Source organism: Flavobacterium sp., from assembly GCF_031537875.1.
Classification (GTDB): Bacteria; Bacteroidota; Bacteroidia; order Flavobacteriales; family Flavobacteriaceae; genus Flavobacterium.
Genome location: NZ_JAVKNB010000013.1, coordinates 1 through 6,520, shown reverse-complemented (window position 1 = coordinate 6,520; position 6,520 = coordinate 1). Strand labels below are relative to the sequence as shown.

The 6,520-nt window shown below is 37.0% G+C and carries 5 protein-coding genes; 1 reads left to right on the top strand and 4 read right to left on the bottom strand.

What is annotated here, in order from left to right:
• Nucleotides 1-1,052: 1,052 nt before the first annotated feature.
• Nucleotides 1,053-1,634, bottom strand: a complete 582-nt coding sequence (locus RMR09_RS09160; protein WP_310595500.1) for a tRNA-(ms[2]io[6]A)-hydroxylase — start codon at nucleotides 1,632-1,634, stop codon at nucleotides 1,053-1,055.
• A gap of 111 nt (nucleotides 1,635-1,745) precedes the next feature.
• Between RMR09_RS09160 and RMR09_RS09155 the strand changes: the two genes are divergently transcribed.
• Nucleotides 1,746-2,981: a glycosyltransferase gene (locus RMR09_RS09155; RefSeq protein ID WP_310595499.1), complete on the top strand. Its 1,236-nt coding sequence runs from the start codon at nucleotides 1,746-1,748 to the stop codon at nucleotides 2,979-2,981.
• A gap of 55 nt (nucleotides 2,982-3,036) precedes the next feature.
• On the opposite strand, the gene RMR09_RS09150 is transcribed toward RMR09_RS09155, so the two are convergent.
• The 3 genes from RMR09_RS09150 to RMR09_RS09140 all read right to left on the bottom strand — a co-directional run bounded on the left by RMR09_RS09150 (nucleotide 3,037) and on the right by RMR09_RS09140 (nucleotide 6,277).
• Nucleotides 3,037-4,662: a 2-oxo acid dehydrogenase subunit E2 gene (locus RMR09_RS09150; protein WP_310595498.1), complete on the bottom strand. Its 1,626-nt coding sequence runs from the start codon at nucleotides 4,660-4,662 to the stop codon at nucleotides 3,037-3,039.
• A gap of 6 nt (nucleotides 4,663-4,668) precedes the next feature.
• The gene (pdhA, locus tag RMR09_RS09145) at nucleotides 4,669-5,667 is read right to left on the bottom strand and encodes a pyruvate dehydrogenase (acetyl-transferring) E1 component subunit alpha (protein ID WP_310595497.1); all 999 of its coding nucleotides are present in this window, start codon (nucleotides 5,665-5,667) and stop codon (nucleotides 4,669-4,671) included.
• 127 nt (nucleotides 5,668-5,794) lie between these two features.
• Nucleotides 5,795-6,277, bottom strand: a complete 483-nt coding sequence (locus tag RMR09_RS09140) for a cytidine deaminase (RefSeq protein WP_310595496.1) — start codon at nucleotides 6,275-6,277, stop codon at nucleotides 5,795-5,797.
• Between the last annotated feature and the right edge of the window lie 243 nt (nucleotides 6,278-6,520).

Below are 6,520 nucleotides of genomic sequence, written 5' to 3'. Positions count from 1 at the left end.
AGCCCGCCTGCGTCCCGACGCTTCGGGAGTACTTACAGTTATGTGGGAGTCCCGATAGCTATCGGGAGTCGTCGCCTTTCTTTATGAAACTCCAACTTGAAAAAGTTGGAGTTTTTTTGTTTATAGGTACGACGTGTTCGCCCTAAAGGGCTCGGTTCGTCGCCTTTCTTTTTAAAAACCCTGTTTCTAACGAAACGGGGTTTTTTGTTTTATACCTGAAGCCCACTGGGCTTCCTCCTCTTAATCTCAAATCTAAGGGATTTAACTGATGAAAATCAATCTTGTTACTTTTGGTGTCATTCCGACGAAGGAGGAATCACATATCGAGAGCAACTAATGAGATTCCTCCTTCGTCGGAATGACAAAGAGTACTTTTATACACTTATGCCATCCCTACGGGATTTAACTTTGGTTTACCACTATTGAATCGCTTCGTAATAAGTTGACGCTATAGTGTTTTTTTGATTAACTCCTTTAGGAGTTATATTTTGGTAAAAACCCATAGATGATAAAGAGAAAAAGTCCCATAGGGACGATATTGTAGTTTTGAGTGTTATTTAATTTACTTAAGCCACAAGCAAGATGCTCGAGCTAACATGGGTTGAAAATCAACCTTGTTACTTTTGGTGTCATTCCGACGAAGGAGGAATCACATATCGAGAGCAACTAATGAGATTCCTCCTTCGTCGGAATGACAAAGAGTTTATGCCATCCCTATAGGAGATTTGACTCTGCTTTATCACTATTGAATCGCTTCGTAATAAGTTGACGCTATAGTATTTTTTTATTAACTCCGCTAGGAGTTACATTTTGGTAAAACAACTATAGATGAGAAAGAGAAGAAGTCCCGTAGGGACGATATTAAAGTTAGGATGTAAGTGAGTTGTGTTTAATTACCACGCGAAGGGATTCGCGCGGTAGCAGGTTGTATGAGTTTTATAGCCCCGATAGTAGCAAGCTACCTTGTAGCGCGGATAGCGGGACTACTCGTGTTTTGAAAACAGGATGGGTGCTCAAAAAAAATCCTCAATTTTCAAATTGGGGATGCTTTGTTAACCATGAACGGTTTCTTGCTTGCCGTAGTTGCCAATGATTGCCGATTCGTATTCAATCCATTCTTTCCAACGTTTATCGACATTGATGTTTTCTTGGTACTGTTTTGCAAAAGCTAAGAAGGTGGTGTAGTGTCCTGCCTCAGATATCATAAGGTCTCTATAGAATTGAGCCAATTGAGGATCTTGAATATTTTCTGAAAGTACTTTAAAACGTTCGCAACTTCTTGCTTCAATCATAGCAGCAAAAAGAAGTCTTTCTACCAAGGCGTCGTTTCTGCTACCATCTTTTTTGGCGAATTTAACCAAATCATTCACATAATTATCCTTTCTTTCTCTGCCTAATACCAACCCTTTTTCTTTAATTATATTGTGAACCATTTGGAAATGTTCCATTTCTTCTAAAGCAATTCGAGTCATCTCGGTAACGAGTTCTTCTTTTTCTGAATTGTTAACGATTATGTATATGGCGTTTGAAGCTGCTTTCTGTTCGCACCAGGCATGATCCGTTAAAATTTCTTCAATATTTGATTCGACTATGTTGACCCATCTTGGGTCGGTAGCTAATTTAAGTCCTAACATGAATTGTATATTTAGAGTTACAAAATTACTCTTTTTATGTTCTATTTTTAAGTTAAATGATTGAATTACCATTTAAATAACATTATTTTGTACTCTTCTAGAATGTAGCATATGAATGTAAATAACTCGCTTTTAATTATTGGTTTTGTTTGGCCTGAACCTAATTCTTCAGCTGCTGGTGGAAGAATGATGCAATTGATTTCTCTTTTTAAGGAGCAAGGTTATCAAATTACTTTTGCGAGTCCTGCTTTGGATAGTGATTTTATGGTTAATCTAGTTGATTTCGGAGTGAATAAGGTTACTATTGAATTAAACGATTCTAGTTTTGATGCTTTTATTCGACATTTGCAACCTGATATTGTATTGTTTGATCGCTTTATGATGGAAGAACAATTTGGTTGGCGTGTTGCAGAAAATTGCGCGAATGCAATTCGAATTTTAGACACTGAAGATTTACATTGTTTGCGTTTGGCTAGACAAAAAGCATTCAAAGAGAATCGGATATTTCAAGTTGTTGATCTATTAGAAGAAGCCGTGGCTAAAAGAGAAATAGCTAGTATTTTACGGTCTGATTTGTCTTTGATGGTGTCAGAATATGAAATGGAGTTACTGCAATCTATTTTCAGAATAGAGAAGTCATTATTGTTTTATTTACCTCTATTAGTTGATCAATTTGAGATCTCTCCCTTGTCGTTTCAGCAAAGGCAAAATTTTGGTTTTATAGGTAATTTTCTCCACGAACCTAATTGGAATGCGGTTCAATATTTGAAAGAAACGATTTGGCCATTAATTAGAATGCAACTTCCTAAAGCAGTTTTGGAAATCTATGGAGCTTATCCTTCTCAGAAGGTTTTTCAATTGCATAATGAAAAAGAAGGGTTTTTGATAAGAGGTAGAGCAGAGAATGCTAAAGAAGTTATTTCAAATACTCGAGTATTGTTGGCACCACTTCGTTTTGGCGCAGGAATTAAAGGTAAATTATTGGAAGCAATGCAATATGGAAACCCAACTATTACCTCTTCTATTGGTGCAGAATCTATGCATGGTACTCTAGATTGGAATGGAATTATCGAAGACGAGCCTCAACAATTTGCAGATGCCGCAGTGCAATTGTATCAAGAAGAGAGTTTGTGGTTGCAAAGCCAAGAAAATGGATTTACAATTGTTAAACAACGTTACTTAAAAGAATTATTTGTAGTTGAATTTGCAAAACAAGTATCATTTTTAAAACTTGATTTAAAAAACCATCGGCAGAATAATTTTCTAGGACAAATGCTTTCTCATCATACTATGCAGAGTACAAAGTATATGTCTCGTTGGATTGAAGAAAAGAATAAGATGAAATAAAAAATCCCGTCAAGTATAAACAAGACGGGATTTATGATTCAAAGAAAACGAGTAATTAAGCAAGCATAGTTACTGGGTTTTCAATGTATTGTTTTAATGTTTGTAAAAATTGTGCTCCAGTAGCGCCATCAATAGTACGGTGGTCGCACGCTAAAGACAACATCATAGTGTTACCTACTACAATTTGGCCGTTTTTAACCACTGGCTTCTCTACAATCGCTCCTACAGAAAGGATAGCAGAGTTAGGTTGGTTAATGATAGAGTTAAACTCAGTAATACCAAACATTCCAAGATTAGAAACTGTAAATGTACTTCCTTCCATTTCGTTAGGAAGTAATTTTTTGTTTTTAGCTCTACCTGCCAAATCTCTTACACTAGAACCAATTTGAGATAAACTCATAGCATCTGTAAATCGCAATACAGGAACTACTAATCCGTCTTCAACAGCTACTGCTACGCCAATATTTACGTGATGGTTGATGATGATTGCATCTTCTCTCCATTGCGAATTGATGATTGGGTGTTTTTTTAATGCCACAGCACATGCTTTAATCACCATATCATTAAATGAAACTTTGGTGTCAGGAACGCTGTTAATTACAGCTCTTGATTTCATTGCTTCATCCATTGTTACTTCAATAGATAAATTGTAGTGAGGTGCAGTGAATAGTGATTCAGCCAAACGTTTCGCAATGATTTTTCGCATTTGCGAATTTTTAATTTCTTCTGTGAAAACTTCGCCAGCAGGAACAAATACTTTTGGAGCTGCTGCTTTGGCAGTTTCTTGTGTTGGTGCAGAAGTAGTTGCCGCGTTACTTGCAGATGGAGTAAAGTTTTCGATGTCACTTTTAACGATACGACCATTTTCTCCTGTACCTTTTACTTGTGATAATTGGATTCCTTTATCAGAAGCAATTTTCTTAGCCAAAGGCGAAGCTAAAATGCGTTGTCCGTCAGCTGCCGCTTCTTGAACAATTGGAGCTGCTTTTTCTGTAGGTGCAGATTTAACTTCTTCAGTAGTTGCTGGAGTACTTGATCCGCCAGCTTTAAAATTGTCAGCTACTCCGCTAATATCGGTTCCAGCTGGTCCAATGATAGCTAAAAGACTATCCACTGGAGCAGTGCTTCCTTCTTGAATTCCGATATATAATAAAGTTCCAGCATTGAATGATTCGAACTCCATAGTTGCTTTATCTGTTTCGATTTCAGCAAGAATATCACCTTCTGCAACAGTATCTCCTACTTTTTTCAACCAAGTAGCTACTGTTCCTTCAGTCATTGTATCACTCAAACGAGGCATTGTTACTACAATTACTCCTTCTGGAAGAGCCGCCGCAGGTTGAGCCGCCGGAGCTTCTGATTTTGTTTCGGTTGCTGCAGCTGTTTCAACTACTGGAGCTGCTGCTGTAGCGCCACTAGCTAATAATGCTGAAATATCTTCCCCTTCATTACCTATAATTGCTAATAAAGAATCTACAGGAGCAGTTTCTCCTGCTTGAATCCCAATATGTAAAAGAGTTCCTTCGTTGAAGGATTCAAATTCCATTGTTGCTTTGTCTGTTTCGATTTCAGCTAAGATATCTCCTTCGCTTACTTTATCACCTACTTTTTTAAGCCAAGTAGCCACCGTTCCTTCTGTCATTGTATCGCTCAAACGAGGCATTGTTACTATTGTAGCCATAATTGATTATAATTTATGAGGTAAAAATGGATAGTTTTCTTGTTCGTATACTACGTCGTATAATTGTTGAATTTCTGGATAAGGAGATTCTTCTGCAAATTTTGCACATTCCTCAACTAAATCCTTCACTCTTTGGTCAATTGCTTCGATTTCTTCGTCAGTAGCATATTTTTGATCCTTGATTACATCTAAAACTTGTGTAATCGGGTCAATTTTTTTGTATTCTTCTATCTCTTCTTTTGAACGGTATAATTGTGCATCAGACATAGAGTGTCCTCTGTATCGGTACGTTTTCATTTCAAGGAAAGTAGGGCCATCTCCACGACGCGCTCTTTCAATTGCTTCGGTCATTGCTTCTGCTACTTTTACAGGATTCATTCCGTCAACAGGTCCGCAAGGCATTTCATATCCTAAACCTAATTTCCAAATGTCAGTATGATTGGCTGTTCTTTCTACAGAAGTTCCCATAGCATAACCGTTGTTCTCAACGATAAATACAACAGGTAGTTTCCACAACATAGCCATATTAAAAGCTTCGTGTAACGAACCTTGACGCGCTGCACCATCACCAAAATAGGTCATAGTAACTCCTCCAGTTTCAAAATATTTATCTGCAAAAGCTAATCCAGCTCCTACTGGAATTTGGCCACCCACAATCCCGTGACCGCCATAAAAACGATGTTCTTTAGAGAAAATGTGCATAGAGCCTCCCATTCCTTTTGAAGTACCGGTCACTTTTCCTAAAAGTTCAGCCATTACAAATCTAGGATCTACTCCCATTCCGATAGGCTGTACGTGGTTTCTGTAAGCGGTAATCATTTTGTCTTTAGTCAAATCCATAGCATGTATAGCACCTGCTAATACGGCTTCTTGACCATTGTATAAGTGGAGAAATCCTCTTACTTTTTGTTGGATGTATAATGCTGCAAGTTTGTCTTCAAACTTTCTCCAAAGTAGCATGTCTTCGTACCACTTTAAATAAACTTCTTTTGTAACTTCTTTCATTTGAATAATGTTGTGTTATCAATTGTACCTAATAACGCAAAATAGTTTCCTCACACAAATTTGCGAAGTGCAAAAATAAGACATTCCAACTTAGCACTAAAATTAATATGCTATTTTTTGAGTTTTTTTATAAGAACTTTTTGTCGAAAAGAAGTGGGAGTAAGTTTTTTAGTGAGTCTGATTTGTAAATAGCACCTATTTCACCCATAAAATAGATCTCAATTGGGGTGTTTTGCTTTATTTCGTATTCGGCAATAGATTGTCTACAAGAGCCACACGGGGGTATTGGTGCGCTAGTTGTTGAATTTTCAGATGCTGCTGAAATGGCCATTTTTAAAATTTTGGTTTCAGGATAAATTGCTCCGGCTTGGAAAATGGCAACTCTTTCTGCACAAAGTCCAGAAGGGAAAGCGGCATTCTCTTGGTTGGAACCTAGGATTATTTTTCCGTTATCTAATAAAAGTGCGGCGCCTACTTTAAAATTAGAGTAGGGAGCATAGGCTTTGTGGCGAATAGTAACCGCTTCTTGCATCAAATTTTGTATGTCACTTGGTAATTCTTGAATGGTGTCAAAAACACCAAAATCAGTAGTTATAGTAATTTTTTTCATTTGCTTATTTTGGAAAAAAAATCCAAATTTCAGTTTTGAAATTTGGATTAGAGATTGTTGATTTTATATTAATTTATTCCGTAATTATCACCAAAGTTAAACGTGAGTGAGAAACGGAGTGTGTTTTCTAACGGGTTTCTTATTTTTGAAGATGAAAATAAATACGAAACATCAATTTTTGCAGTTGTATATTTGAATCCAGCACCTAATGAAAAGTATTGTCTGGCTCCTTTAACGGGACTT